This window comes from Polaribacter sp. 11A2H (assembly GCF_011379025.1).
In the GTDB taxonomy this organism is placed as follows: Bacteria; Bacteroidota; Bacteroidia; order Flavobacteriales; family Flavobacteriaceae; genus Polaribacter.
The window spans coordinates 251092-277784 of sequence record NZ_WTLD01000006.1; the positions used below are offsets into that span (position 1 = coordinate 251092).

The 26693-nt window shown below is 29.3% G+C and carries 24 protein-coding genes, 2 tRNA genes and 1 pseudogene; all 27 read right to left on the reverse strand.

From position 1 onward, the window contains the following. Window positions 1–20: 20 nt before the first annotated feature. The 27 genes and pseudogenes from GQS58_RS10075 to GQS58_RS10205 all read right to left on the reverse strand — a co-directional run bounded on the left by GQS58_RS10075 (window position 21) and on the right by GQS58_RS10205 (window position 26645). Window positions 21–1127 (reverse strand): DegT/DnrJ/EryC1/StrS family aminotransferase, encoded by a 1107-nt coding sequence (locus tag GQS58_RS10075; protein ID WP_166385444.1) that lies wholly within the window; start codon window positions 1125–1127, stop codon window positions 21–23. Beyond that, the gene (locus GQS58_RS10080) at window positions 1120–2091 is read right to left on the reverse strand and encodes an MraY family glycosyltransferase (RefSeq protein ID WP_166385446.1); all 972 of its coding nucleotides are present in this window, start codon (window positions 2089–2091) and stop codon (window positions 1120–1122) included. Before GQS58_RS10080 ends, GQS58_RS10075 begins: the two co-directional genes overlap by 8 nt. 4 nt (window positions 2092–2095) lie before the next feature. After that, on the reverse strand, window positions 2096–3019 hold the full coding sequence (locus GQS58_RS10085; protein WP_166385448.1) for an NAD-dependent epimerase/dehydratase family protein: 924 nt from the start codon (window positions 3017–3019) through the stop codon (window positions 2096–2098). A gap of 3 nt (window positions 3020–3022) precedes the next feature. Beyond that, window positions 3023–3772 (reverse strand): glycosyltransferase family 2 protein, encoded by a 750-nt coding sequence (locus GQS58_RS10090; protein ID WP_166385450.1) that lies wholly within the window; start codon window positions 3770–3772, stop codon window positions 3023–3025. Window positions 3773–3774: 2 nt separating this feature from the next. Then, a complete protein-coding gene (locus GQS58_RS10095) occupies window positions 3775–4917 on the reverse strand; it encodes a glycosyltransferase family 4 protein (RefSeq protein ID WP_166385452.1) in 1143 nt (380 codons plus the stop codon). Then, window positions 4890–5798 carry an NAD-dependent epimerase/dehydratase family protein gene (locus tag GQS58_RS10100; protein ID WP_205860415.1) on the reverse strand — a complete coding sequence of 303 codons (909 nt, stop codon included), beginning with the start codon at window positions 5796–5798 and terminating at the stop codon, window positions 4890–4892. Before GQS58_RS10100 ends, GQS58_RS10095 begins: the two co-directional genes overlap by 28 nt. A gap of 23 nt (window positions 5799–5821) precedes the next feature. After that, window positions 5822–5950, reverse strand: a pseudogene (locus GQS58_RS17410) (hypothetical protein); the annotation flags it as partial. Window positions 5951–6405: 455 nt separating this feature from the next. Beyond that, window positions 6406–7332 (reverse strand): glycosyltransferase family 2 protein, encoded by a 927-nt coding sequence (locus tag GQS58_RS10110; protein ID WP_166385456.1) that lies wholly within the window; start codon window positions 7330–7332, stop codon window positions 6406–6408. 68 nt (window positions 7333–7400) lie between these two features. Further along, window positions 7401–8474: a polysaccharide pyruvyl transferase family protein gene (locus tag GQS58_RS10115; protein ID WP_166385458.1), complete on the reverse strand. Its 1074-nt coding sequence runs from the start codon at window positions 8472–8474 to the stop codon at window positions 7401–7403. A gap of 3 nt (window positions 8475–8477) precedes the next feature. Continuing rightward, on the reverse strand, window positions 8478–9677 hold the full coding sequence (locus tag GQS58_RS10120; RefSeq protein WP_166385460.1) for a glycosyltransferase: 1200 nt from the start codon (window positions 9675–9677) through the stop codon (window positions 8478–8480). Window positions 9678–9704: 27 nt separating this feature from the next. Further along, the gene (locus GQS58_RS10125) at window positions 9705–10835 is read right to left on the reverse strand and encodes a glycosyltransferase (protein WP_166385462.1); all 1131 of its coding nucleotides are present in this window, start codon (window positions 10833–10835) and stop codon (window positions 9705–9707) included. A 10-nt stretch (window positions 10836–10845) separates the two neighbouring features. Continuing rightward, a complete protein-coding gene (locus GQS58_RS10130; RefSeq protein ID WP_166385464.1) occupies window positions 10846–12069 on the reverse strand; it encodes a polysaccharide pyruvyl transferase family protein in 1224 nt (407 codons plus the stop codon). A gap of 21 nt (window positions 12070–12090) precedes the next feature. Next, window positions 12091–12645, reverse strand: coding sequence for an acyltransferase (locus GQS58_RS17345; RefSeq protein ID WP_166385466.1), 555 nt, complete (start codon window positions 12643–12645; stop codon window positions 12091–12093). Window positions 12646–12650: 5 nt separating this feature from the next. After that, entirely contained in the window at window positions 12651–14189 is a 1539-nt protein-coding gene (locus GQS58_RS10140) for an MATE family efflux transporter (protein WP_166385468.1), read from the reverse strand. Window positions 14190–14211: 22 nt separating this feature from the next. Further along, entirely contained in the window at window positions 14212–15435 is a 1224-nt protein-coding gene (locus GQS58_RS10145) for an O-antigen ligase family protein (protein ID WP_166385470.1), read from the reverse strand. A gap of 125 nt (window positions 15436–15560) precedes the next feature. Next, window positions 15561–16688 (reverse strand): GDP-mannose 4,6-dehydratase, encoded by a 1128-nt coding sequence (gene gmd / locus GQS58_RS10150; protein ID WP_166385472.1) that lies wholly within the window; start codon window positions 16686–16688, stop codon window positions 15561–15563. 198 nt (window positions 16689–16886) lie between these two features. Then, window positions 16887–17837: a GDP-L-fucose synthase family protein gene (locus tag GQS58_RS10155; RefSeq protein WP_166385473.1), complete on the reverse strand. Its 951-nt coding sequence runs from the start codon at window positions 17835–17837 to the stop codon at window positions 16887–16889. Between the two features lie 107 nt (window positions 17838–17944). Then, entirely contained in the window at window positions 17945–19267 is a 1323-nt protein-coding gene (locus tag GQS58_RS10160) for a UDP-glucose dehydrogenase family protein (protein ID WP_166385475.1), read from the reverse strand. A gap of 78 nt (window positions 19268–19345) precedes the next feature. Continuing rightward, a complete protein-coding gene (locus GQS58_RS10165) occupies window positions 19346–19768 on the reverse strand; it encodes an adenylyltransferase/cytidyltransferase family protein (RefSeq protein ID WP_166385477.1) in 423 nt (140 codons plus the stop codon). Window positions 19769–19886: 118 nt separating this feature from the next. Next, complete coding sequence (locus GQS58_RS10170; protein WP_166385479.1) at window positions 19887–20318, reverse strand: adenylyltransferase/cytidyltransferase family protein; 432 nt, start codon at window positions 20316–20318, stop codon at window positions 19887–19889. Window positions 20319–20601: 283 nt separating this feature from the next. Further along, complete coding sequence (wecC, locus tag GQS58_RS10175; protein WP_166385481.1) at window positions 20602–21813, reverse strand: UDP-N-acetyl-D-mannosamine dehydrogenase; 1212 nt, start codon at window positions 21811–21813, stop codon at window positions 20602–20604. Further along, window positions 21813–22934: a non-hydrolyzing UDP-N-acetylglucosamine 2-epimerase gene (gene wecB / locus GQS58_RS10180; RefSeq protein WP_166385483.1), complete on the reverse strand. Its 1122-nt coding sequence runs from the start codon at window positions 22932–22934 to the stop codon at window positions 21813–21815. Before wecB ends, wecC begins: the two co-directional genes overlap by 1 nt. A gap of 115 nt (window positions 22935–23049) precedes the next feature. Then, window positions 23050–23979 carry a Gfo/Idh/MocA family oxidoreductase gene (locus GQS58_RS10185; protein WP_166385485.1) on the reverse strand — a complete coding sequence of 310 codons (930 nt, stop codon included), beginning with the start codon at window positions 23977–23979 and terminating at the stop codon, window positions 23050–23052. Window positions 23980–23982: 3 nt separating this feature from the next. Then, window positions 23983–25266 carry a nucleotide sugar dehydrogenase gene (locus GQS58_RS10190; RefSeq protein WP_166385487.1) on the reverse strand — a complete coding sequence of 428 codons (1284 nt, stop codon included), beginning with the start codon at window positions 25264–25266 and terminating at the stop codon, window positions 23983–23985. Next, complete coding sequence (locus tag GQS58_RS10195) at window positions 25259–26248, reverse strand: SDR family oxidoreductase (RefSeq protein WP_166385489.1); 990 nt, start codon at window positions 26246–26248, stop codon at window positions 25259–25261. The genes GQS58_RS10190 and GQS58_RS10195 overlap by 8 nt, the downstream gene beginning before the upstream one ends. Window positions 26249–26366: 118 nt before the next feature. Further along, window positions 26367–26444, reverse strand: a tRNA-Val gene (locus tag GQS58_RS10200). Between the two features lie 123 nt (window positions 26445–26567). Further along, window positions 26568–26645: transfer RNA gene (locus GQS58_RS10205), tRNA-Val, on the reverse strand. Window positions 26646–26693: the final 48 nt, after the last annotated feature.

Consider the following 26693-nt stretch of genomic DNA (forward strand, 5'->3'; position numbering starts at 1 on the left):
AGTTGATTTTTTTTACAAATCTACAAAAATTTCTTAATGCATTCTGAGATTCTTATTAAATCATTTTTATTAAGGGTAGATCCAGATGGAAGGCAGAGTCCGTGTAGAAATAAATTTTCAGCTACCTCAGCACCATAAAATGGAAAATCTTTAAAAACAGGTTGCAAATGCATCGGTTTCCATAAAAAACGGGCTTCAATATGGTTGTTTTTAAGAAACGTTAGAAGTTTTAGCTTCTTAGTCTCAACATCTTTTACTTTTATAAGAATACAACTTAACCAATGGTTTGATACAAAATCTGATGAAGGCTCTTTTAAAAAATATATTTCTTTAAAATTAATAAAATACGCTTTGTAAAAATCATTAATCGTACGTCTCTTTCTTATATAATTTTTCAACTCTTTAAGTTGGGTTATTCCAATAAGTGCTCCTAAAGAATTCATCCTATAATTATACCCTATTTTTGTATGCTCGTAATGACTTTCTTTCTCCTTGGCCTGGGTAGCATAAAAAAAGGCTTTTTCTTTTTCTTTTGCTGTATTGCATATTAAAGCACCACCACCTAAAGTAGATACAATCTTATTATTATTAAAAGAAAGTATTGCAAAATCTCCAAAAGAGCCACATTTTCTACCTTTGTAGGTTGCTCCCAATGCTTCTGCAGCATCTTCAATTAATGGAATATTGTATTTACGAGAAATACGAACTATTTCTTCAATTTTTGCTGGCATGCCATACAAATGCACAAAAATAATTGCTTTTGGTTTTTTACCTTTTAAGATTCTATCTTTTATAGCACGTTCTAATTGAATAGGACACATATTCCAAGTATCGTTCTCACTATCAATAAAAACAGGAGTTGCATTTTGGTAGATAATTGGGTTTATAGTGGCAACATAGGTTAACGACTGACATAAAACCTCATCTCCTTCTGCTACACCACTTAAAATCAGTGCCAAATGAATAGCCGAAGTTCCAGAATTTAAGGCCAAAACACTTTTCTTCCCCTCATAATACGCTTCTAAAGATTTTTCAAATTCTGCTACAACACCAATATCTATTGATGAAAAAGTAGTTTTTAAATCAATAGATATAATAGACTCCGATAAAGGAATTTTATTATGCATTACTCATTTTTGCTTTTTTAGCTAACACTCTAAAAAGATAAACATAAAGTATGATAAAAAGAACAATCATACCAAAAAACACTATTAATTGGATTGACATCTCTAATTTATAGGATTTAAGAATGATAAAATTAACTACTAATTGAAGTACACCATATCCTAAAGAAACTTTTAAATGAGATATTTTAGACACATCCACTAATTTTTGATACACGTGATGCCTATGAGGATCTAAAACACTTTCCTTGGTATATATAAGCCTATAAAGCATTGTAAGTGCTGTATCTGCTCCATATACTAGAATTAACAATAAAAATATTATTGAATTTAATTTTATAACAAATAAAAATCCGATAAAAAAAAGCAACATTCCTATGGCAATGCTACCAATATCTCCTGCAAAAAAAAGTGCTTTTTTTCTAAAATTATAAAAACCAAAGACCATTAAAGACAAGCCCGAATACACAATTAAATCTGTATCAACAATCGCTTCATTTAAATTGATAAAATACATACCAGACAATACCACCAAACTATACATACCTGTAATGCCATTAATCCCGTCCATAAAATTGAACATATTAATTACTGCAACTCCAAATAATAAACAAAATATTGAATAATACAATGGAAAAACAGGAAACGCTGCTTGATATAAAATTAAGAATATAGCAATGATTTGAAAAGGAAACCGAACCTTTGAACTTAACGTATAGATGTCATCTAAAAAACTAACAAAAGAAATTAAAAATAGCCCTAAAACAAAAAAGGGATATTGAAAATCATTCATAAAAAAGAATAATAGAATTGCAATCGGAAAAATAATTCCTCCTCCTCGTATTGTTACTTTCGTATGCGAACTTCTTTCATTAGGCTTGTCTACAATATTAAATTTACTAGCCAACTTTAAATACACAAAAGAGGCGACTATTAATATACATAAAACGATTAAATTCTTCTCCATAAACTTAAAATGAGGCTATTGTTTTTTTGATACCTTCTTCTACTGATAAAGGTAATTCTTTTTGAAGTGCCTTTTTGATCTTTACATTAGATACTTCGTAATTTTCTGTCAATTTTTGTAACCTTTCAGAATTAACAGGCAATGGTAATACATCACCTACTTTTGCTAAAAGTTCCACAAAAAACTTTGGAATATTTAAAACCTTAGCTGGTTTATCTATTACGTCTCCAATTATTTTAACCAATGCTGTTGTAGATAAAGAGGCATCATCTGCCACATTATATATACCAGAAGGTACACTTGTATTCTCTATCAGTTCATTAATTACAAAACATAAATTTTCTACAGAAACAAAAGATCTTGCGTTTTCATATTTACCAAAAGGATACGGAATTCCTTTAGACACAAAACTGAATAATAAATTTAAGTTCCCTTTATTATTGGGACCATGAATCATGCAAGGTCTTAAAATATAAACTCTTTTGTTGTCAGGTATTTCTTGTGATAAAATATACGTTTCAGCAGCTAATTTAGATTTGCCGTAAACAGTAACAGGATTAGGCGTTACTTCTTCGGTTAAAACACCTTCTACATCGTCTGCAGCAGCTTTTACAGAACTCATGTAAATAAATACTTCACAGTCACTTTCTAAAAACTGATTGAAAAGTGTTTTAGTCAATTCTGTATTTACTTCAAAATACGCTGCGTCTTCAGATGTTTTTTTTAAATCGTGTGCTTTCCCTGCTAAATGAATGAAGCTCTTAGCTTGATTTAGTTTTTCTAAACTTAACGTTTCATAACTAAGTTCCTCTTTCTTTGGAGTTCTAGAAACACCAACAGTTTCTTTATTTTGTCTCTTAAAATAGTCTATCAAATTTAGACCAACAAAACCTTTATTTCCTGTAATGATATGCAAATTACTGTTCATCAATTACTTTTTATTTAAAAACCCAATTATTTTCCAAAAGCCTCTTAACTGCACTTTTAAATAACTAAATTTTATATTATTTCTGGTCAAAGCTTTTTTTATTTCTTTTGAAATTAATTGATAACTACTAAAACCAGAACTACTTACACCACCTATTAACATAGACGTAGTGGTAATATCAGAAAATTTCCAAGAAATTTTATGTTGTAAGAAAAATCGAGTAATTAACTCATAATCTGCACCAATCGTAAAATCTAAATGATAAAGTCCATATTTTTTAAACAAATCTCTTTTAAAAAATATCGCTGGATGTGCAGGCATAAAACCTATCTTCAACTTTTCTGGATTCCAATTTTTAGCAGAATATTTTCTTACCGTTTTTCCTTCTTCATTAAATTGTAAAATATTACCTACAGAAGCATCAATATTTTTATTTTTTAAATGAAAATTAGCTACATTTTCTAGCACTTTTTCATCTGTAAAAATATCATCAGAATTTAAAATCCCTACAATATCTCCTGTAGCCATTTCAATCCCTTTGTTCATGGCATCATACAAACCTTTATCTGGCTCAGACACCCATTGAGATACAATGTTTTTATATTTCTTAATAAGATCTAAAGTAGTGTCTTTAGACCCCCCATCTACCACAATGTATTCTACGTTTTTATACGTTTGATTTTGTACCGATTTAAAGGTTTTTTCAATCGTTTTTTCACTATTGTAACAGACTGTTATAACGGAGATTTTCATATTTATTTAAAAATTGAGATAAAGTTATATCCTAGATCAACAACTCTTTTCTCATAACTCTCAAAAATAGTTTCTCCAAATTGGTTAGAGAAATTACTTAAAACACTTGCTAAATCTAACTCATCTGTAGCTTTAAAATAAACACCTCTATCTTCCATCTGTTCTTTATGAACATCTATATTTGATGCGATTACAGGAACTTGTAAAGATTTAGCATCTTCAATTACCGTACTCCAACCTTCAAATAGACTAGGTTGAATTATAGCTTTAGCTCCTTTCATTATAGAAAGTTGATCTTCTCTAGGTATTACACCCAACAAACTAACCATATTTGCAATATTATTAGTCTCAATCTCTTTTTTTAAACTTTCTATAAATGCAGGGTTTTTATAATGTTCCATTTTACCGGTTAAAACTACATGTATATTTTTGTTTTTCTTTTTTAAGATACTTAGCGCTTTTAAAACTGTAATGTGGTTTTTGTGTACATAAAATTGATTTGAAACCATAAAATATTCCTCAGGAAGTTTATATTTTGCTTTCAAATCGTTAATATTATCAAAATTCCAATTATCAATGATAGAGACAAAAGGCATTACATGTATTTTTAATTTTTCAGGAATTTTGTAAAACTTATTAAAATGACTGGCTACATCTTGGCTAGATAAAACTAAAACGTCAGCATTTTTTAATAATAGCTTCAATCTGTATTCTCTTAAAACTAAATTAAGTTTATTAAAATAGTTTGGGTAAAATTTATGTTGTAAGTCTGGAAACCAAGCTGCAATAGTGGTGTTTTTAAAATTTTTATTAGAAACAGGATGATCATAAACTGGATAAATACCATCTAAATTATGCTCATTTAACAAAGAATCTAAAAAAACATTTTTTCTTAACACCCAAGAAAGTAAGAACCCCTTGTATGGGTTTACAAATTGCCACTCTATTGTTTTTAAATATGGATATTCTATATTTTCTGTAAAATTAACCAGCTCCTTTTTATAAAAAATAATAATTTCTGGTTTATCCTCATCTTTTATATAGTTAAGTGCCTTTATAATGTTCTGCACATAATAAACGCCTCCAAGCCAACTACCACTAAAATTAAATACAATCCCTATTTTTTTTCTTCTGCTATTACCCATCTATAATAATTTAGTAAACCCTCTTTTAAACTATACTTTCTTTTGTACCCTATTTCTTTTAAGGTTGTAATATCTGCAATCCAATTATTAGGATCACCTGGTCTGTTTTTTCCTGAAAACTTATAAGCTATCTTTTTCTCGAAAAAATTATAAAACTCGCTAACACAATCTTCTATAAACACTTCTTCTCCGTTACCTATATTAATATTTTCTCCTTCAAAGCGGCTATTATTAGCTACTAATTCTATAGCATTTAATAAATCTAAAATATAAATAAAGTCTCGAGATTCTCTTCCGGTACCAAAAAGTACAATTTCTTCCTCTTTTTTAGTTTTCTTATATAAGTCCCAAAAAAGTTGTTTATTTAAACCTTCACCATACGCAGAAAATATTCTTAATGAACAAGTTGGTATATTAAAAAATTGATAAAACTCTTTACAGATTTGCTCACTTTGTAGTTTATGAGCTCCGTAAGGTGATAAAGGATTAACAATACTGTTTTCTGTTATAGGTAAAACCTTTGGATTACCATAAACAGCTGCACTTGATAAATTTATAAACTTACATGTATTTTGATGCTTCTTTATAGCATTTAAAATCTTGTATACATTTACTGTATTTAAATAATAATCTCTAAGAGGATTATTAATAGAATCGGGTACACTAGCTGCACCAGAACAATTAATACAAACATCAAATTGGTGTTTTTCAAATACTGTATTAAAATCTGAATTTGTACTGTCTATTAAAAAATAGGTTTCAGTATCAATATAATCTACAACTACATCTGCACCGTAAACAATATTATCTTTATTTTCTAATTGTTCTTTCAGTTTTTTTCCTATAAAACCTTTTGAACCTATAATTAAGTATTTCATCATTTTAATTTTTTAACTACTATTGCTGGGTTTCCTGCAACTAATGTAAAGGGAGCTACATTCTTAGTTACAACACTATTTGCTGCTATAATAGCTCCTTTGCCTATTGTTACGTTTTTTAAGATTGTTACACCAAAACTAATCCATACATCATCTTCAATGATAATAGGTCCTGTTACAATACTTGTTTTATCTTTAGGGTGCCCATTAATCAATAAACTTTTATACCTTTCACTTCTCTCAATATGATCTATTTCATGAGAATTTGTATCTATAATATTTACATTATGCGATATCAATACATTGTTACCTATTGTTACAGATTCTCCTGACCAAATATTAGAATTTAAACCTACATAAACATATTCTCCTAACTTAATTTCACCTCCATAGTTAAAAACCAACAATCTACCTTCAATTAAAGTTGCCTTGCCTAAAACTATCTTAGATTTGTCTTTTTGTGTATTCTCAACTTTAGCGGTACTTGTAAACTTTACTCCTTCAGAAAAAGTTATAAAATTTTTACAAGCTAATTCGTTTATCTTGTGCTCTATTTTTCTGATACCTCCTTTTAATAAATAAAAAAAATAATAAACTAATCTCATAACTCTTAAATATTAAATATGGATTTTATTTTAATAAAAATTTTAAAATAAATTGATGTTCTACTTTTCATATATTTAGTTATAATATTAACTTTTTCATCATCAAATTTAACTATATCCGGAAAATTTTTCACCTTAAAATCTTTGTCCCAATCTGGCATAGGAAAAATTTCATAACTATCATTATGCTTTCCTGTTCCATCCCAACCATTATTATACACTAAACTTTTATCAGGATATAATATTTTTCCATTTCTTTTAAAAGCATTCCAATAAAAACGAATTCCCCAAGAACTTATTTTATTCGACTCCATTTGTTGAAAAAACATTTTTGTATAATTATAACTACCATTAAAATTAAAATTATACCTCATTTCTTTATCTTGCTTGAGCTCTATGTAGTCTCTACAATTAAAATCTAAAGATTCCCATTCTCTACCCCATGTAGCCCAGCCCCAAGTACTTGTTATAGGTAGAAAAAAACTACCTTGATTATTTTGTAATTTTGGAGAAGGAAAACTAAAACCAGAAATTTGCACTACAGATTTATTCTTTTCATATTTATTCAAAGATGAATTCATATATTCTAGAAAATAACGAGATGTTATTAAATCATCTTCAAGTACGATTACTTTACCATATTTTTCTACGATACTTCCCACCCCTTCTATAACAGATTTAGCCAAGCCTTTGTTAAAGCTAGATTCTACTATTTCTACGGTACCACACCATTTTTTTTCTCTTAAAACGGCTTTCACTAAATTATTATTTTTAATATTTTCTTCTGATGTACCTTTAGGGGTACCATCACAAAAAATATATAATTTAGAATCTGGTGCAAGTGTATTTTCTGAAAGTGCTAATAAACTTTTTCTGGTATGATCTGGTCTATTATATGCAAAAAAAACGATGGGTGCTAAATCTGGCAACATTTTATTATTTTTAAATTTTAATGAATTATTATCTACTTACTAAAAAAACACTTTAAAAGAAGAGTTCTTTAATCTACAAATAAATTTTTAATTTTATTTATAACCAATTCATTATTATGAGTATGTATGTTTTGAACTTTAAGAGCTATAGTATTAAATTCTTTATCTATAACCGTTATTTCTTCAAAAGAATTTACTATTAAATTATCTATATTATTGTCTGATAAAATTCTATTTATTTTAGATGTTTTATGGTCATCATTTAAGATTAATACAGGAACCGCTTGATGCACCATACCCAATATCATAACATGTAAACGATTTGTTAACACATACTTTGCGCTGTTATAATACGGAATTTCGTTGTATTTTAAACAATCTTTTCTAAAGAAAACATTTTCTGATTTAAATTTTTCGTATAAAAACTTATTAAACTCATAATCAGACCCTACCTGAAAACTAAATTCTACAATTAATCCTTGCTCCTTATAATAAGGTATTGCTTTAGTTAATATATCTATAATTTTAAGTTGGTATTTCTCACTTTTTAAATCTCTAAAAGAAATACATACTTTTTCTTTTTTTACTTTTACATCTAATGAGTTGTCATATAAAAAAGCTACATCTGGTATAAAACTAGCGTTTTTATAGCCCAAAGCTAATAATTGATCTCTATTTTCTTTAGATCTTACCAAGTAATTTCTAAAACATTTATTGGTATTCTTTTGAAACCAACTGTCTAGTTTCGTAAGTAAAACGATATCATTACCAACTAAGTTTAATTTCATATTACCTTTAGATAAATAATTGAACTGATATGCCATTACTGCCGTTCTAATTAAGCTTTTATAGTCATACCCAAAACCACCTGAAGGTCCAGGGCTCTTAAAATAATAACCAAATTCTGCTTTTACTTTAGATAGTAACTTATAACCAGACATTCTTTTTAAAGACCCTCCGTATTCTTTTTCGAAGTCTTTAACACCTTTTTTAGATATAAGCGCTTCTTTAAAGTTAGCTGGTACACCTGCAGCATCTACATAAACAGTTCCGTATTTACTAACTTCGTCTATTAACATTTTGTTTATTAACAAATCGCCTAAGTTATCGTGTTGTGTTGCTACTAAAAAATAAATTTTCATATCTTATAAGTTAATTAATTCTTGTGTGAATTCTGTATAATTTATTTCAGCATTAGAAATTTCATTCCAAGCCTGTTTAATCTGTTTTCTATCAAAATCTTTTTTAACAACAATTTCAATAGCACTACAAACTTCTTGCTTGGTAGGTGAATCACTTAATAAAACACCTACATTGTTATTTACAATTTCTCCTGTACCACCAACATTTGTTGCTATAACAGGTATACCAAAAGATTGCGCTTCCATAATAGAAACGGGTACTCCTTCTGATTCTGATAGGTTTACAAAAGTATCTATAGCATTTGTTTTATAAAAAGTGTAAATTTCTGTGTTTAAAACATACCCTCTTAAATCTATTTTTAGATTTGCAATGTCTAATTCTTTTACTTGTGCTATTAAATGATCCATTTCTATACCTGTACCAAAGTGAACCCATTCTACAGTAATACCTGTGTTTTTAGAAGCATAGGCAATTAAAGATTCTAAAAGCAAAAAGATTCTTTTTCTATGTGTTACTTGTGAAACACTTATTACACTTAATTTATCTTTACTACTTTTTTTAGAAATTTCAAATTTATCATATACCCCTAACCTTGCTACTTTTATTTTATTTTTATTCCCATACCTATCTTCTAAATATGTTTTACCATCCGTAGAAATAGAATATAATACCTTTAACAAATCGATACTTTTTTGTCTATACGGAAACACCCCATGCTCTTCCTCATAAATATCCCATCTATGGGCTCTAGTAATAATATCGCAATTTATATTGAGTTTAGATTTTACTCTTTGTAAAGAATTTACAAAGTGACCAAACCAATAAGAATATACAATACCGTTTGAAAAATCTAAATTTGCTTTTTTATACGCTTTAACGTAATAAACTTCATAGGTAGCATAACGTACTATATTTTTTATATCTCTTATCGATTTAATTTTAGAAACATGATCCCAGATAGTTCTAAAAAAAACGCCGTTTATAAAAGCAATTAACATGCAAATTATTCTTTGTTTTTTATTGATAATAAAACTATTATCAACCGATACATTATCTGGAAATGTTCTTAAATATTCATTCTCAAAAGCAGGAAATACTACTATTTTTTTAAAAACCTTACTTAATTGAATAATCTCCGATTCTAAAAAAGCTTCTGCTTTTCCATAGGGATATAACTTGGTGAAAATAAAAAGGGATTTCATTATTGTTTTGTTTTTAAAGAACTTATATTATAAATTCTTATAAATTAAATTTAATTTTTCAACATTGTATAAAGCTTTATTAGAATCATTAACCAAATGAACTGGTTTCACTTTTTCATCTAACAACTCTTCTAAAGCCTTTTCTAACGCCCCTATTTCTGCTCTATTATACACCTTACCGTTATACTTATTAATAGGCTCAAATAAGCCTCCAACTTTAGAAGTAACCACTTGTTTTTCAAAAGCAAAAGAAGTCATAACTACACCACTCTGTGTAGCATCTTTGTAAGGACATACTACAAAACTACAGTTTTTAATTAACGAAGCCATCTCTTCGTTTTCTATAAACCTATTATAGATAACAATACCCTCTAAATTTAGATATTTTTCTGGTATCGAATAATTATAAACGTTACTACCTGCTATAACTAAACTTACTTTATACTTTTTTCTAATTTTTGTAAAAGCTAGTATTAAATCTTCAATCCCTTTATACTCAGAAACTCTACCAAAAAAAAGAATATACTTCTCTAAATCTGGTTTTTGTGTGGTGTAATTTTTGTAAAATTTATAAGGTGTTAAAGACAATATTTCACTATTTAAACCATAACTATTAAAAAAAGCTTTATTAGAATACTTAGAATAAGTAATAAACTTATTAACTATAGGATAATAAACTTTTCTTATAATATCTCTTCTTCTATTTACTTCTCCAGAATGTGCTATGGGATCATGGACATTAACTACCATTTTTTTATTTCTAATAAACCAAGACATCCATAATAAATCTATACTTAAATCATCGAAGTGTATAACATCAATCTTTAATTTATTAATATATTTATATATCTGATAATTATAAGAAATAGAATCTTTACTTAACCATTTTTCTGGTCCAAAAGAAAAACAAAAAGAAGCACAATCTTTAGTATACTCTTTGTAAACATCTATATTATTAAGATTACCTTGAAGATCTTCTAAATTATAGAATTTATTTTTTCTGTATGGTACTTTTTCTTCTAATTTAAAAATAGTTGATGAAGTTCTATTTTCTGGACAAAGTACTACAACATGTAATGCTGTCTTTTTACTTAATTCTTTTATATATTCTATAGAAAAATCTAAAAACCAAGGGTATGTAAAATAGAGAACTCTCATAAACTTATCGTTATTTAGAAAAATGCGGTAAAATTTCGTTCATCATAGCTAAATACTGTTTTAAATATTTATCGCTAAATTGTTTACATTTTTCTTTATCAAAACTTTCTATTTTATCTAAGACATGGTTAGGTGTTATAGATACTTCTTTACCTACAGATGATATTCTATAATCTGAAAAACCTGCTGTTTTAAGTATATGAGATATTTTACTAGATGAATCTGTTTTATCAATATCACTACTTAAACCATAATAATCAAAACTAAAAAAAGGATTTGCATTGTGTAAAGAAACTACAATAGGATGCATATTTTGACCAATATAACCTACACTATTTGCAATTAAAGTATACCACTCTATAGGGCTTATTGGTAAATCTATAGATTTTGTAACTCCATAAGAAATTAATTTTTCTGGTAATGGTAGTGCAAAAAGTTCATAACCTCTTGCTTTAGCTTCTTTTTCTAAATTAGCCATCCATTGTTCATCTATACCTTTAATTTTCTTTTTAAATGAAACTAATAAGTATTTTTCCGGTAAATTAAATCTTGCCAGAATTTTACTAGAATTCTTTAATACTTCTGGTACATTATGGTTAAAACCAAATACCGGATCTGGTGTTACTACAGGCTTTATTTTATTTTTTGTAATATGTGCAATCATATTACTCGTCCAACTATCTCTAACAGAAATGTATGAGTAATTTTTTAAATTTTCTGTCATTTTTGTCATAGTCTTCTGGTTAAAAATACTATAATTAGCATTCTGAGAAGAACCTGACATAATTACAATTGGTATTTCTTTTTTTAGTTTTTTATAAAAACTACCCCAAAAAGGGTTAGGAAACATACGGTCTCTTGTATATCTTTTATAAATAGCTGCAGGTTTAATAAGCCCTTTAAGTTTTGTCTTTAAAGGTATTTCAAAATGTTGTAAAACAGCATCACTACCTACAATAATACCCTCTATATTATTACTTTCTATTACATTAATTACATCATCATCTGTTCTACAAATATCACTTTCATTCATGTAATCTAACTTCATTACACGGTGTGCATTTTTTTGTTCTTCTGATACAGAATGTGCGTATAAATCATCTAATTCTGTTGGAGACCAATTGATAAAAATAGGATTAAAACCTTGTTTTTTTAAATGACTAGCTGTTGATATAGCTTGCAGATTAGCTCCAAAATTAAACACTCCGTTATAAGTTAATATTCCTATATTCATTTATTTTATTTTTAATGTCTTTTAAACTATATGTAATTTATAATATGGTGTATATATGTAATCTTTCTTTTCTCTTTTTCCAATTACTTTAGCAGGAATTCCTCCAACTATATCAAAATCAGCTACATCTTTAGTTACTACCGAACCTGATGCAACAACTGCATATTTTCCTATTTTAACTCCTGGTAAAATAATAGCTCTAGAACAAATCCAAGAATACTCTCCTATAACAACTTCATCTCCTATGGTTTTAAAATTTATATCATTATAATCATGGTGTAATGTCCAAATCATAACTTCTCTAGCTATTGTAACGTTTCTCTCTATCTTTAAACCTTTTCTTGCATCTAGAACTACTTTAGGTCCTATAGAACAACCGTCTTTAATAGATAAATCTTTTGGATTTCTAATTTCAAACCCTGAAAACATAGAGATTTTACCTATATCAGCACCCATTAATCTTAAAAAAATTAATCTTAATCTTCTAGAGAGAATTTTTGGTATAATTACTCCTACCCAAAACCATCTTAACGAAGATTTCCAAGTAATATAAGTTAAATGTAATTTCTTTTTCATAAATATTATTTTTTTAATAATTTACTTTTAAATACGTTTTCAATTTTATTTCTTTCATTTTTATTCAAGATTATGAAATAAAACAATACAAATAAAGAACTCGTTGAAATTAAACTTGTAGAAATTAACCTAAAAAAAGATTCTGATAATTTTAAACTTGGCAAATATGCTAATAATAATACCAAACTAAAAATTATAAGTTGTTTACAAATAATATTTAAAACATATACTTTTAAATTGAAATCTGAAATAAATTTACTAGCTATAATTGAACGAGCTAGTAAGGCTATAAACTCAATAACTATCATACTAATAATAACAAAATAAGGTTCAAATTTTAAACTTAATAATAATATAGCTATTGGAATATTAAGCATATAAATAACATTTATTGTAATTGTATAAATTTTTAATTTACCAATAGATTGCATACTTAACATTACCCCATTAGAAAGTTGCTTAATTAATGAAGCTACAAGCATTAATTGACAAAAAACAACTGCATTTTCAGGAACAACCTTTAGCCATAAGCCAAGAATAAAATCCATTTCTAAAAACAACGGAACTAATAGTAGTGAAAAAATAAAAAATGAAAATTTAGTAGAATAATCTGCCATTTGTAGCATTCGTATTCTATTACCTTCTCCTTCACTTTTTGTAATTTGTGGGTTTATAGCTTTAAGGAGTGTCATAGCAAAACTAGAAATTTGTGCATTTACTTGATTTGCGACTCCAAAAGCTGCATTTATTACTGTACCATAAAAAACATTTAATACAATAGCTATTAACTGATTTCTCCCTACAAAAACTAGCGCTCCAAAAGTATTCCAACCTGCAAAGCCCGCCATTTCTTTCATTACTATTTTATTACCACTTTTTAAACTATGTATAGCATGTTTGCATTCTTCATACTTTCTTTTACAATATACACTTTTAACAATACGAGAAAGTATTAATACCACTGTGGTTAATAAAGAATAAACTATTAATTTATCGAAACTCGTATTTAGTAAATAAAAGGCAATAAACAATTTTAGAGTAGTTTCTATAAAACCAATAATACTATCTACCCACATATCTTCATTTGCATTAATTGCAGCATCATAAGGCACCGCATTAATAGTGAAAAAAGTACTAAATATCATAAATTGGTAAATAATTTTAGCGGAATAAATTCTATCTTCAGCAATATTTAAGAGACCATCAAACAAGAAAAGTCCAAATATTTCTAAAGACACAACAACTATAACACCAATCCATAAATGCAGTGTAACACTTGTTTGAAAAACGTCTTTTAATTTATCTAGATTTTTTTGTCCCATAGCAATAGACATAAATCTTTGTGTAGCTATAGCCATAGAAACATTTAAAAAAGTTAACAAAGATATTACTCCAGCAACTAAAGTATAAATCCCATAATCATCTACTCCTAATGCAGAAAGTACAATTCTAGTGGTAAAAAGAGCAACTAAAATTGAATATACCATTTTAAGATACAGGGCAATTGTATTGGTTGCTATTCTTTTATTTCCGGTTAATTTCATTTTTGGAGGAATAATTAAAAATTTATTTTGTGAAGCTATTTAATCTTCTGTTTCTATTTTCATTAATTTGAACTCTATCTGTAGTGCCTATTACCATAGCCCAGAATATAACAAGAAAAATAAAATATTGATATATAATAACATGACTAATCATTGAAAAAATAAAAAATATAACAACTGAAACAGACATAGGTCCAGCAAACTTATTTTTACTTTTAAATAAAAATAAAGCTTTTTTTATAAGTAAATAATGAAGCATTAAATAAATAAAAAAGACCAATATTCCATAACAGTATAATACCTCTAAAAAATCGTTATGAGAAGAATACCCTTCTCTTGTTAGGTATGCTACTTGGTTATCCCCATGCCCTAATAAAAGCTCAACAAAATTAGAATCTACTATTCCGTTTAATACTTGCATGTATATATCAACTCTTCCCGAACCTCCATCTTCCTGAAGTTTTTCTAACCTGTATAAAAAAAAGTTATCACTAGAGCTCTCTATAAAATCATATATCTTCCATATACCAAATAATAGAATAAAAACTATTGCCATTTTTTTTATCATAGATACCCTTTTGGTAGAAATGGCACCGGTTATAATAAAATAAAGAATCATAGCTAAACTAAACCCCACAAAACCACCTCTTTTATTTGAAGAAAGAATTACTATGGCAACTAACACAATTGCTCCAGTTCTTAACCATTTTTTTTCTAAACATAAAATTATAGGAAGTACAAATAAAGGTACGTATGAAGAATTATAGGCTTTGTTTTCTATATCTAAAGAAGCTATAAGAACACTATATTGGGTATAATACACGTATACTAACGCTAAAAAAATTGGTATAAAAAGGCGTGGTAAAAGTTTATTAAAATTAGATTTTCTAAAAACACCATAAAAACCTAAAAAAGTTAAGGGAGGTAATAAAAGTGCCAAAGACTTAAAAATGTTTGTACCTATAGTTTGTTTAGGGTCTGCTAAAAATAAAAATACTATTAACAAAAAGAAAAACAATCCTTTAAAAACAGTTGCTATTGGAGAGTAAAGATTTATAACATATCTAAAATTAACAACTATAACAATTAAGTTAAGAACCCATAAAAAAACTAAAATTAGCCTAAAGATAGGTTGATTGTATTCATCAGATTCATTAATTGCAGATATTATTTGATGACCGTAAAACAATAGCAAGATTAAACTAATTATAATATAAACTAAATTTAAATTTTTATATTTTAACATAAGTTCATTTTAAAAGCTATTTTTTTCTGAAAATTGAGTTATTTTTTTCAAAACAATAAAAAAGATAATTACTTATTACTAAATATTTATCTTTTTTATTGTTTTTATCTTTTTGTTATAAAATACTACTCAGCTTGTTTCAAAATTTCATGACCAGCCTTCAATAAGACAACATCTTTTTTCATGATTGCAACATCACCTTGCATCATGTCTTTTACTAAAGAAGCTAAGTCATGTTCTGGCACCCAACCTAATTCATTCTTTGCCTTAGAAGGATCTCCAATTAACAAATCTACTTCTGTAGGACGGAAATAAGAAGGATCTACCGACAACACTTCTTTCCCTATTTCTATTTGAAAATCTTTATGGTTGCATGCTACAACATACGCTTTTTCTTCCACTCCTTCACCTTTAAACTCTACCTCGATACCAACTTCACTAAAAGCCAAACGAACAAAATCTCTAACTGTTGTAGTAACTCCTGTAGCAATTACCCAATCTTCTGGTGTATCCGCTTGTAAGATCATCCACATCATGCGAACATAATCTTTTGCATGTCCCCAATCACGTTTTGCTTCTAAATTACCTAGAAACACTTTTTCTTGTAAACCCAATGCTATTTTTGCTACCGCACGTGTAATTTTTCTAGTTACAAAAGTTTCCCCTCTTCTTGGAGACTCATGGTTAAATAAAATACCATTACACGCAAACATGTCATACGCTTCACGATAGTTTTTAGTAATCCAGAAACCATAAATTTTAGCAACTCCATAAGGAGAACGAGGGTAAAATGGAGAGTTTTCATCATAAAAACCTTTTTCGTTTTTATTCTCTGGCATCCCACCATATAATTCTGAAGTGGAAGCTTGATAAATTCTAGTTTTCTTTTCTAACCCTAAAATTCTTACTGCTTCTAAAATACGTAAAGTCCCTAATCCATCAACATTACCAACGTACTCTGGAGTATCAAAAGAAACGGCAACGTGAGACATTGCTCCTAAATTATAAATTTCATCTGGTTGACATTCTTGAATAATACGCGTTAAATTCATCGCATCTGTTAAATCTCCATAATGCAATTTTAATCTTTGATTTGGATCGTGTGGGTCTTGATATAAATGATCTATTCTGTTCGTATTAAACAAAGATGATCTTCTTTTAATACCATGTACTTCATATCCTTTTTCTAGCAATAATTCTGCTAAATATGAGCCATCTTGTCCTGTAATTCCTGTAATTAATGCTACTTTCATGTTCGTTTTTCGTTATTCGTGGTTCGTGTTTCGTTGTTCGTTGTTCGTGTTTCGTTGTTCGTGTTTCGTTGTTCGTTACTCGATGGACGATTTTCGTTGTTCGTGTTTCGTGTTTCGTTGTTCGTTACTCGATGGACGGTAAACGGTAAACGACAGACGATTTTCGTTACTCGTTGGACGATAAACGGCAAACGATTTTTAAAGCTTGACTTCTTTAAAATTTTCTATATTTTCTAAAAACCATTTATAGGTTTTTTCAATTCCTTGTTTTAAATCAATTTGATGTTTCCAACCTAAGTTGTGCATTTTAGAAATGTCCATTAGTTTTCTTGGCGTTCCATCTGGTTTATCTGCATCCCAAACTATAGTTCCCTCATGCCCAACAACTTGTTGAATTGTTTCTGCCAATTCTTTAATCGTTAAGTCTTCACCTGTCCCTATATTGTATAAGTATTCTGGCAATTCGTTTTCTAAAGCATACACTACCGCTTCTGCCATATCGTCTACGAATAAAAATTCTCGCATTGGTGTACCACTACCCCATAGCATAACATCTGAATTGTTATTGTTTTTAGCTTCATGAAACTTACGAATCATCGCTGGTAATACGTGTGATGATTTTAAATCAAAATTATCATGTGTACCATATAGGTTTGTTGGCATTAAACTTACATAGTCTTTTTGAAATTGTTTTCTTATTGCTTGACAAGCTTTTACACCTGTTATTTTTGCAATTGCATACCATTCATTTGTTGGCTCTAAAGAATCTGTTAACAAATATTCTTCCTTTAGAGGTTGTGGAGCTAACTTTGGATAAATACAAGAACTACCTAAAAAAATAAATTTCTCGATCCCTGCTTTTAATGCAGTATCAATTAAATTATTTTGAATCTGCATGTTTTCCATCAAAAATTGATAAGGAAAATCGTTATTTGCTAAAATACCACCAACTTTTGCAGCAGCATCGATAACTACTTCTGGTTTCTCCTTTTCATAAAAATTAAGAACTGCTTCTTGATTTTTTAAGTCTAACTCTTTACTGGTTTTCCCAATTAAGTTTGTATATCCTTTTTTCTCTAAAGTTCTCCATACTGCAGAACCAACCATACCTCTATGACCTGCAATATAAATTTTAGTATCTTTTTTCATCTTTTTTTTCTTATCTGATGTCTCGTTGTTCGTTGTTCGTTGTTCGTTTAAGCGGTAAACGAATATCGAACATCGGTAAACAAACATCGGTAATCGAACATCGGTATTTATTTCCCTATTTGAAAATACTCAAATCCTTTTTCTTCTAAATTGAAAGCATTGTATTGATTTCTACCATCAAAAATAATAGGATTCTTTAATTGTTGCTTAATTTCTACAAAATCTGGAGATCTAAATTCTTTCCATTCTGTTAACAAAATTAAGGCATCCGAACCTAATAAAACTTCGTATTTAGAAGTACAATACGTTATATTTTTAGCGTCTTTTAAATAAAACTCTTTTGACTCCTCAATTGCTTTTGGGTCATAAGCTTTTACTTTTGCGCCTCTTTTTTCTAATTCTTTTACAATATAAATTGCTGGAGCTTCTCTCATATCATCTGTACCTGGTTTAAAAGCTAAACCCCATAAACCGAAAGTCATTCCTGATAAATCTTCTCCAAAACGTTTTACAATCTTATTTGCAATGACTAATTTCTGAGCATCATTTACATTCTCTACAGACTCAATTAAATTTGCTTTATAGCCATTTTCTTCGGCTATTTTTTTTAAAGCTTTTACATCTTTAGGAAAACATGAACCTCCATAACCTGCACCAGGATAAATAAAACTATAGCCAATACGTTTGTCTGAACCAATACCGATACGTACCATATTTGCATCTGCGCCTACTCTTTCACAAATATTTGCAATCTCATTCATAAATGAAATTTTTGTGGCTAACATGGTATTTGCAGCGTATTTTGTCATTTCTGCAGAACGAATATCCATGGTTATAAAACGGTCATGCGTTCTAAAGAAAGGAGAGTACAATTGCTTCATTAAATCAAAAGCATACTCAGAATCTGCACCGATAACTACTCTATCAGGCTTCATAAAATCGTCTATAGCAGCTCCTTCTTTTAAAAACTCTGGATTAGAAACTACACTAAACTCAACATCTACTGCTCTTTTATCTAATTCGGCCTGAATAGTTGCTTTTACTTTGTCTGCTGTACCAATTGGCACAGTAGATTTGTCTACTACAATCAATCTTTTATTCATAGTTTCTCCAATAGACTTTGCAACGGCTAAAACATATTGCAAATCTGCAGAACCATCATCGCCCATTGGCGTACCAACAGCAATAAAAACAATTTCGGCATCACTAATAGCTTCTCCTAGATTCGTTGTAAAAAGTAAATTGTTATTTTTTACATTTTTTAAAACCATTTGTTCTAAACCAGGTTCAAAAATAGGAATAATACCTTCTTCTAACTTTTGAATTTTCTTTTGATCGATATCTACACAAGTTACTTTGTTACCCATTTCTGCGAAACAAGTACCAGAAACTAAGCCTACATAACCAGAACCTATAACAGCAATATTCATAATTCTTTTTATTTTTTAATATTCTATTTTATCTAAGAAATTGTCATAAAAAAACACTTAAAATAAGTGTTTTTTTTTCTAATTATTTTTCAACAACCAAGATGATGACTGTATTTTATCTCCTAGACCATCAATCAAATCAACATTTAATTCATTACAAACTGGTGCCTCTGGGATAGAATTATTATCTTGATCTCCTCCATTAGCAAAACCTATTTGATACTCTTTTCCATACTTTTCATGAATAGCACGTATAGAGGCACAAACAGTTCTGTCTTTATCTACCGAAATCATTGCTTTATCTACAGATTTAATGTTCTGCACAATAAACAAGCGTTCTTCTTCTTTTTGAAATTCTTTAGAACCTTTTAAACCTCGTTGTAAATCACTATTTACAATTACAATTAATTCATCTGCTAAAGCCTTTGCATTGTTAAAATACTCAAGGTGTCCTTTGTGAATTGGATTAAAATATCCTGATACTATAATAAGTTTTTTCATTTATTTTGCAAATATAAATTAAATTATCTATCAGAAAAATAGGTGTTTTCACTCAATTTTTGGTCAATTATTAAATCGCCATATAAATGACAACTTATCCCCAAAACCTGTAAAACATTTATTTCTCTTTCTTTTTTAAATTCTCTTTCTCCTGAACTTCTTTACGCAGCCCACTGCTAGAAAAACGGTGTTCTCTTTTATTAAAGTACAAGTCGATTCCTTTTTCTTCACAGTACTTTCTACCTGTAAATTGTTTACTAGCGTATTCGTCTCCTATAATTCTAACATCAATTTTAAAAGATCTTAAGATATCTTCTAAATCTTGTTCTGTTGCATAAGGTACAATCTCATCTACGTGCTTACATCCTTTTAGTTGTATGTATCTTTCTACGACCGACTGTACTGGCATATTCTTTTCCGGACGATCTAAAGTAGGATCTGTCTGTATCCCACAAATTAAATAATCACATTGTTCTTTTGCATCTTCTAACATTTTTACATGCCCTGCATGAAATAAATCAAAAGCACTAAAGGTTATCCCTACTTTCATAAGTTTCTTTTTTGGCAAATATATGTTAATTATTTAATAATTTATTATACAGTAGTTTTTTCTTTAATTTCTTTAGTTACTTAGAGACTAAAAAAAAACACAACCAACTAACTAACAATAACATAATAGTATTTTTATTAATACTAAAAAAGATTTTTCCTTCTTCTAAAACTTCAAATACTACTACTTAAAAACGATAAAAATCATGAATATTTCAAGACTTAAAAAACAATGAAATTTAAGAAAATTCTGTTAGAATAATTAGCATACTTTAATCAGCTTGCTATTTAATTATACCACAAAAATCTAGAACCACCTTATCAGACACAGTAGGTAAAGTTTTAAATTCTGAATGCGCCACAAGATAGGCTACAATATCTGCTTTTGTAAAAGCTTCTTTGTAATTTGTTATCTTGTAAACGTTATGTTCTGTAATATTTGGTTCTACAATAAAATACTCTTCGTTATTGGTGTTTTGTAAAACTTTTTGAGCAATATATTTTGCTGGCGACTCTCGCAAATCATCAATATTTGGTTTAAATGCTAACCCCATTAAAGCAATACTGGGTTTTCTACCGTGCTTTAATTCAAATTTTAATTTCTCATTCTGAATTTTCTCTGCACACCAAAAAGACTTGTAGTTATTTACTTCTCTTGCCGTACCAATAATCTTAGATTCCATTGGATAATCTGACACAATAAAATAAGGATCTACTGCAATACAATGTCCGCCAACTCCACAACCGGGTTGCAAAATATTAACTCTTGGGTGCTTATTTGCTAAATTAATTAACTCCCAAACATTTATATCTGCTTTATCACAAATTAACGAAAGTTCATTGGCAAATGCAATCTGTACATCTCTAGAAGAATTCTCTGTCAACTTACACATTTCCGCCGTTCTTGCATTGGTAGAATGCAAGGTTCCTTTTACAAATTGTTTGTAAAAATTAATTGCTTTTTGGGTAGATTTTTCATCAACCCCACCAATAACCCTATCATTATACACCAACTCATGCATTACATTCCCTGGCAATACTCTTTCTGGACAATAAGCAATATGTAATTTATCTTTTAATTCTGGTCTTACACTATATATAAGACTTCTCATTTTTTCTGTTGTGCCTATTGGCGAAGTAGATTCTATAATATATAAATCATCTTCTTTTAAAAATGGAATAATATTTTTAGTTGCTAATTCTACATAAGAAATATCTGGCTCATGGTTTCCTTTAAAAGGAGTAGGCACCACAATTAAATAAGTAGCTGCTTCAACTGGCTTTATGTCTGCTTTTAGAAAACCTTTTTTTACGGCTTCTTCTACAGCAACATCTAAACTTGGTTCTACAATGTGTATTTTTCCTTGGTTAATGGTATCTACAACATGTTGATTAACATCAACACCATGAACTTGAATTCCGTTTTGCGCAATTAATGCGGATGTTGGCAAACCAATATACCCTAAACCTATCGTTACAACTTCTACTTTTTTCATTACTCTAAATTTGAAATAAATTCAATGATTCTCATGCACGCTTTACCATCTCCATAAGGATTATGTAAAGAACTCATAGATTCATATTTTTGGATATCATCTAACAACCCTTGCGCTTCTTTTACAATTTTAGCTTTATCTGTACCAACTAAAATAACGGTTCCAGCCTCTACCGCTTCTGGTCTTTCTGTGGTATCTCGCATTACTAAAACAGGCTTCCCTAAACTTGGTGCTTCTTCTTGCACACCTCCACTATCTGTTATTATTAAGTACGATTGATTCATTAACCAAACAAATGATGGATAAGACAATGGTTTTACAAGGTGAATATTATCTACATCACCCAACAACTCATTTACCGGCTTTAAAACATTCGGATTTAAATGAACCGGATACACAATCTCTACATCAGGATTATTGACAGCAATTTCTTTAAGTGCTCCACAAATATTTATAAATCCCTCACCGTGGTTTTCTCTTCTATGTCCTGTTACTAATATAATTCTTTTATCAAAATTAACTTTACTTTTAATTTCTTTAACATCATCATTATCTAAATTATCTACCCTACTAGAACTTTCTAATAAAGCATCAATAACCGTATTACCAGTAATTAAAATATTTTCTTCGGATATATTTTCTTGTAAAAGATTTTCTTTAGATTTTATTGTAGGTGCAAAGTGATAGGTTGCAACTCTACCAGCAACCTGACGATTCATTTCTTCCGGAAAAGGAGACAACATATTATTGGTTCGCAAACCTGCTTCTACATGACATACTTTTGCTCCGGCATAAAAACCGGCAATACTTGCTGCCATAGTAGTAGTGGTATCTCCATGCACAAAAACATAGTCTGGTTTATACGATTCTAAAATAGGTTTTAATCCAGAAATTACTTCTCCTGTTAAGTTGTATAAATTTTGATTTGGTTTCATTAAACACAAATCGAAATCTGGAGTAATATCAAAAAAACTTAAAACCTGGTCTAACATTTCTCTGTGCTGACCCGTTACACAAACTTTAGTTTCAAACCTTTTGTCTGCTAAAAACTGATTTACTAAAGGTGCCATTTTAATAGCTTCTGGCCTTGTTCCGAAAATTAAAAGGTTCTTTTTTTTCATTATTTTTATTCAAAATAATTTGACATTATGATGTTTCTTTTCAGGAAAACCATCCTTATCATCAATAATAACAAATTATAGGTAAGTTAATTTTTATTTAGAAAAATTCCTTTTATTAAACAAACAGGTGTTTTTCACCTAATGTACTAATAGCAGCATTTCTAATATTATGAACTATTTTAATAGATTCTTCCGAGTCTTTTAAGCCAAACCCATTTCCTTTTAATATTTCTTGGTAACTTATAGTATGTAAATCTGTAAAACCCGCACTAAACTCTAATTCTTCATTATCAATAGTAATAGATCTAAAAGTTCTTTGTCCTTTTTCTTTTATTTCTTGAGGTAAATCTTCTTCATTAATGGATAAAAACCAACGTACTCTAGCGTTTTTAAATTCTAAATATCCGGCAGATTTATCTTTTTCTCTAAGATGTACAATATTTTCTTGTACTTCTCCAAAAATCCAAGTCAGCATGTCGTAAAAATGGACGCCAATGTTTGTCGCAATTCCTCCCGACTTACTCTCATCTCCTTTCCAAGAAATATCATACCATTTTCCCCTAGAGGTAATATATGTTAAATCTACATCGTACTTACCAGCTTTATTTTCTAAAGCTACTTTGTTTTTTAAAGCAATAATACTTGGGTGTAATCTTAATTGCAGAATTGTATGTATTTTCTGACCAGATTCTTTTTCTATATCTTTTAACGCATCAACATTCCAAGGGTTTAAAACTAAAGGTTTTTCACAAATAGCATCTGCACCTCTTCTTAAAGCCATTCTAATATGAGAATCATGCAAATAATTTGGTGTACAAATACTTACGTAATCTAAATGCGTACCTCCTCTTTTTAGTTTTTCTATATGACGATCAAATCGTTCAAATTCTACAAAAAAATCTGCTTTCGGAAAAAAACTATCCATTACACCAACGCTATCAAACTTATCTAAAGCTGCAATCAGCTGATTATCTGTTTCCTTAATAGCTCTTAAATGTCTTGGCGCAATATACCCTGCAGCTCCTATTAATGCAAAATTCTTCATTCTTTATAGTGATTTATCTACGAGTTTAGAATCTAAGAAATTCTTCACATCGTATACTATTGATTTTTCTTTTTTTATGTCAGCAAAATCTAAGCTAAGAAACTCTTTGTGTGCTACAACTAAAATAACAGCATCAAATTTCTTTTTAGGTAAAACAGTACTAGACTCTAACTGATACTCTCTTTGAACTTCCGCAGCATTTGCATGAGGATCAAAAATAGTTACATTAGCTCCGTATTCTTTTAATTCATAAATAAGATCTACTGCCTTTGTATTTCTAACATCCGGACAATTCTCTTTAAAAGTAATTCCTAAAACTAAAATTTCAGCTCCTTTTACTTCAACATCTCTCTGAATCATCAACTTAGCAACCTCAGAAGCAACATATCTCCCCATTCCATCATTTACACGTCTACCTGCCAAAATTATTTCTGGATGATACCCATATTCTTGTGCTTTTTGAGCTAAATAATAAGGATCTACACCAATACAGTGTCCACCAACTAAACCTGGTTTAAAAGGTAAAAAGTTCCATTTTGTTCCCGCAGCTTCTAAAACATCTTGTGTATTGATATCCATCAACCCAAAAATCTTAGCCAACTCATTTACAAATGCAATATTAATATCTCTCTGAGAATTCTCTATCACTTTTGCAGCTTCAGCAACTTTAATTGAAGGTGCTAAATGTGTACCTGCAGTAATTACAGAAGCATATAAATCATTCACTTTTTCGCCTACTTCTTTTGTAGAACCAGAGGTAACTTTTAATATTTTTTCTACGGTGTGCTTTTTATCTCCCGGGTTTATTCTTTCTGGAGAATACCCCACAAAAAAGTCTTTATTAAACACCAAACCAGAAACTCTTTCTAAAATAGGCACACAGTCTTCTTCTGTTGCACCAGGATATACCGTAGATTCATAAATGACGATATCTCCTTTTTTCATAACGCTTCCAACCGTTTCACTTGCTTTTATTAAAGGCGTTAAAACAGGTCTATTATTTTTATCTACTGGCGTAGGAACCGTAACAACATAATAATTACATTCTTTTAATTCTGCTAAACTAGAAGTTACAAACAACCCTAAATCATTGTTGTTTTCAGTAAGAATCACTTTATCTAAAAGATCTTTAGAAATCTCTCTAGTAACATCTTTACCTTGCTTCAATTCTTCTATCCTAGTTTGATTGATATCAAAACCAACAACAGAAAATTTTGTTGCAAAAAGCCTTGCTAATGGTAAGCCAACATAGCCCAAACCAATAATACCTATTTTAATTTTACTCATCCTTTAAGTTTTTCCAATACCAATCTATTGATTCTTTTAATCCTTCTTTTAAAGAAAATTTTGGGTTATAATTTAATAATTTCTTAGCTTTTGATATATCTGCATGAGAATGCGGAATGTCCCCAATTCTATTAGGACCAAAAACAACTTCTACATCCTTAATTTTAGAATTATACTTAGATAAGTATTCCTTTAAAGAATCACATAAATGTATTAAAGTATTTCTATCTCCAAATGCTACGTTGTATACTTCATTAGCAGCCTCTTTATCTGCAACTAAACTTAGTAAGTTTGCCTCAATAACGTTGTCTATGTACGTAAAATCTCTAGAAAAAGAACCATCTCCATTTACAACAGGAGATTCTAAATTCATAAACTGACTTACAAACTTAGGTATTACTGCTGCATACGCTCCATTAGCATCTTGCTTTCTACCAAAAACATTAAAATATCTTAAGCCAATTGTTTCTAAACCATACGTTTTACCAAAAACATCTGCATATAATTCATTTACATATTTGGTAACCGCATAAGGAGACAAAGGTTTCCCTATTACGTCTTCTACTTTTGGTAACGATTCAGAATCTCCATACGTAGACGAACTTGCTGCAAACACAAATCTTTTTACATCATTATCCCTTGCCGCAACTAACATATTTAAAAAACCAGTAACATTAACATCATTGGTAGTAATAGGATCTTTAATAGATCTTGGCACAGAACCCAGTGCTGCTTGGTGCAAAATATAATCTACTCCAGAAGCAGCCAACTTACAGTCTTCTAAACTTCTAATATCCCCATTAATTAACGTAAAATTCGGGTTTTCTTTTAAATGTTCAATATTCTCTCTTTTCCCTGTAGAGAAATTATCTAAACAGACTACTGTATTCTTTTTCTCAAGTAAAACCTCGCAAAGATTAGAACCGATAAAACCAGCCCCACCTGTAACAAGTATTTTTTTTCCTGATAATTTTATATCCATTAATATTTTTTTAGCTTTTTTTTATAAAGAAACAAATATAATAAAAGAATCATTGGCGACTTTACCAAAACCTATTAAAAACAAAAAATCCTTCACATAAATGTGAAGGATTTTACTTTGGTGGGCAATGAGGGATTCGAACCCCCGACCCTCTCGGTGTAAACGAGATGCTCTGAACCAACTGAGCTAATTGCCCTAAGCGGCTGCAAATATAACACATTATTTAGATCTACCAAATAAAACTAAAAATAATTTCATTTTTTTTTTAAAATTATCTAAAAACAAAAAATCCTTCACATAAATGTGAAGGATTTTGCTTTGGTGGGCAATGAGGGATTCGAACCCCCGACCCTCTCGGTGTAAACGAGATGCTCTGAACCAACTGAGCTAATTGCCCTAAGCGGTTGCAAATATAAAACTTATTTTAGTTCTACCAAGTAAAAAA

What these genes read in the sequence shown, in the direction of transcription:
- GQS58_RS10100 (WP_205860415.1), bottom strand. Translation starts at nt 5,798, where the DNA reads ATGATGAAATACTTAATTATAGGTTCAAAAGGTTTTATAGGAAAAAAA.
- GQS58_RS10110 (WP_166385456.1), bottom strand. Translation starts at nt 7,332, where the DNA reads ATGTTGCCAGATTTAGCACCCATCGTTTTTTTTGCATATAATAGACCA.
- GQS58_RS10195 (WP_166385489.1), bottom strand. Translation starts at nt 26,248, where the DNA reads ATGGATATAAAATTATCAGGAAAAAAAATACTTGTTACAGGTGGGGCT.
- GQS58_RS10130 (WP_166385464.1), bottom strand. Translation starts at nt 12,069, where the DNA reads ATGAATATAGGAATATTAACTTATAACGGAGTGTTTAATTTTGGAGCT.
- GQS58_RS10160 (WP_166385475.1), bottom strand. Translation starts at nt 19,267, where the DNA reads ATGAATATTGCTGTTATAGGTTCTGGTTATGTAGGCTTAGTTTCTGGT.
- GQS58_RS10085 (WP_166385448.1), bottom strand. Translation starts at nt 3,019, where the DNA reads ATGAACAGTAATTTGCATATCATTACAGGAAATAAAGGTTTTGTTGGT.
- GQS58_RS17345 (WP_166385466.1), bottom strand. Translation starts at nt 12,645, where the DNA reads ATGAAAAAGAAATTACATTTAACTTATATTACTTGGAAATCTTCGTTA.
- GQS58_RS10095 (WP_166385452.1), bottom strand. Translation starts at nt 4,917, where the DNA reads ATGGGTAATAGCAGAAGAAAAAAAATAGGGATTGTATTTAATTTTAGT.
- GQS58_RS10145 (WP_166385470.1), bottom strand. Translation starts at nt 15,435, where the DNA reads ATGTTAAAATATAAAAATTTAAATTTAGTTTATATTATAATTAGTTTA.
- GQS58_RS10155 (WP_166385473.1), bottom strand. Translation starts at nt 17,837, where the DNA reads ATGAAAAAAGATACTAAAATTTATATTGCAGGTCATAGAGGTATGGTT.
- wecB (WP_166385483.1), bottom strand. Translation starts at nt 22,934, where the DNA reads ATGAAAAAAAAGAACCTTTTAATTTTCGGAACAAGGCCAGAAGCTATT.
- GQS58_RS10090 (WP_166385450.1), bottom strand. Translation starts at nt 3,772, where the DNA reads ATGAAAATCTCCGTTATAACAGTCTGTTACAATAGTGAAAAAACGATT.
- GQS58_RS10075 (WP_166385444.1), bottom strand. Translation starts at nt 1,127, where the DNA reads ATGCATAATAAAATTCCTTTATCGGAGTCTATTATATCTATTGATTTA.
- gmd (WP_166385472.1), bottom strand. Translation starts at nt 16,688, where the DNA reads ATGAAAGTAGCATTAATTACAGGAATTACAGGACAAGATGGCTCATAT.
- GQS58_RS10120 (WP_166385460.1), bottom strand. Translation starts at nt 9,677, where the DNA reads ATGAAATCCCTTTTTATTTTCACCAAGTTATATCCCTATGGAAAAGCA.
- GQS58_RS10165 (WP_166385477.1), bottom strand. Translation starts at nt 19,768, where the DNA reads ATGAAAAAACTTATTATAGTATCAGGATATTTTAATCCAATTCACAAA.
- GQS58_RS10140 (WP_166385468.1), bottom strand. Translation starts at nt 14,189, where the DNA reads ATGAAATTAACCGGAAATAAAAGAATAGCAACCAATACAATTGCCCTG.
- GQS58_RS10125 (WP_166385462.1), bottom strand. Translation starts at nt 10,835, where the DNA reads ATGAGAGTTCTCTATTTTACATACCCTTGGTTTTTAGATTTTTCTATA.
- GQS58_RS10115 (WP_166385458.1), bottom strand. Translation starts at nt 8,474, where the DNA reads ATGAAAATTTATTTTTTAGTAGCAACACAACACGATAACTTAGGCGAT.
- GQS58_RS10080 (WP_166385446.1), bottom strand. Translation starts at nt 2,091, where the DNA reads ATGGAGAAGAATTTAATCGTTTTATGTATATTAATAGTCGCCTCTTTT.
- GQS58_RS10185 (WP_166385485.1), bottom strand. Translation starts at nt 23,979, where the DNA reads ATGAAGAATTTTGCATTAATAGGAGCTGCAGGGTATATTGCGCCAAGA.
- GQS58_RS10190 (WP_166385487.1), bottom strand. Translation starts at nt 25,266, where the DNA reads ATGAGTAAAATTAAAATAGGTATTATTGGTTTGGGCTATGTTGGCTTA.
- GQS58_RS10170 (WP_166385479.1), bottom strand. Translation starts at nt 20,318, where the DNA reads ATGAAAGTAGGGATAACCTTTAGTGCTTTTGATTTATTTCATGCAGGG.
- wecC (WP_166385481.1), bottom strand. Translation starts at nt 21,813, where the DNA reads ATGAAAAAAGTAGAAGTTGTAACGATAGGTTTAGGGTATATTGGTTTG.